General features: G+C 35.8%; 1 protein-coding gene. It reads right to left on the bottom strand.

Annotation, left to right across the window (positions count from 1 at the left end):
- A partial coding sequence (ltrA, locus tag AC1EJ5_RS09990) for a group II intron reverse transcriptase/maturase (protein ID WP_479816011.1) occupies positions 1-920 on the bottom strand: 920 nt, incomplete at its 3' end.
- Positions 921-1,278: the final 358 nt, after the last annotated feature.

The following is a 1,278-nucleotide window of genomic DNA, read 5'->3' as shown; positions in this document are numbered from 1 at the left end:
CTTAATTTTCTTATTGAGGTCTTTTCCTCATTGACTTTAAGCTTTAATTTTCCTTCTAACAGCTTTTTGACTCTTTTGTAGTATCTTTCGGCTGCTTTTCTATTTCTTGCAAATATTAGCATGTCGTCTGCATATCTTACAAATTTGTATCCCCATTTTTCAAGTTCTTGGTCAGCTTCATTTAGGTAGATGTTTGCGAGTAATGGACTTAGGGGACCGCCTTGTGGGACTCCTTTGTCTGATTTTACTTTTATTTCATCTATCATTATTCCTGATTTTAGATATTTGTGTATTAAGGATATTACATCTCCATCTTTTATTTCTTCTGATAGGATTTGTATGAGTTTGGATTGGTTTACTGTGTCGAAGTATTTTTCTAGGTCTAAGTCTACTACCCAAGTGTATCCTTCTTCTGCTATTTCTTTTATCCTTTTTAGGGCATCATGTGCATTTCTATTTGGTCTAAATCCATAGCTGTTTTCTGAGAATTTATTTTCATATATTGGGCTTAGTATTTGTGCTATTGCTTGTTGTATTACCCTATCTGTTGTTGTGGGTATTCCTAGATTTCGTTTCTTACCATTTGATTTTGGTATTTGTACTCTTTTTACTGCTTTGGGCTTGTATTTCCTCGCTCTTATTTGTCCTAGTATTTTATCTTTGTTTTCTTTTAGATGTTCTAGGAGTTCTTCTGTTGTTATTCCATCTATTCCTGCTGTACCTTTGTTGGATTTTACTCTTTTAAAGGCTTCATTTAGGTTGTCTCGATGGAGTATTTTCTCAATTAGTTCATTTTTGGTATTTTCTTTTGAGTTAATCTTATCATGACTGTGTCCAGCTAATTTATTTTCACTTTCCGAGTTATCTTTGATTAGTCTGGTTGATTTTCTACAGTCTTTGCCATGATTAGTTTCTTTCATAAATTTATACCTCCTGTAGTTCGGTCCTTCCTAGTTTTAACTAGTACTATGACTTCTGCTGACTTCTCACTATTCGTTGTTACTACTGTTTCGTTAGTGAGACCTCCTCGGGTAAGGGCATGTTCTTTCCTCTCATCTATCTGCCACATCTACATTTACGTATTCCGTGTAGTTTTTGGACTTTACTTTGTTGTGCAAGCTTATCCTACGTAACTGCCTTATATGATTTCTATTCGTCAGACCAAGAGTTTGCCTAGGGCTTCCTTCAGATTCCAGCTCACGATGGACACCCTTGCCTTTGGCTATGTGTTTCCCACTACCGGGCACACTTAGGACTTTCACCTGTTAGATTATGCTC

The sequence above is a fragment of the Anaerococcus sp. C0059F3 genome (genome assembly GCF_056590475.1).
Note: the sequence above shows the minus strand (reverse complement) of the source record. Positions and strands in the feature narration are given on the sequence as shown.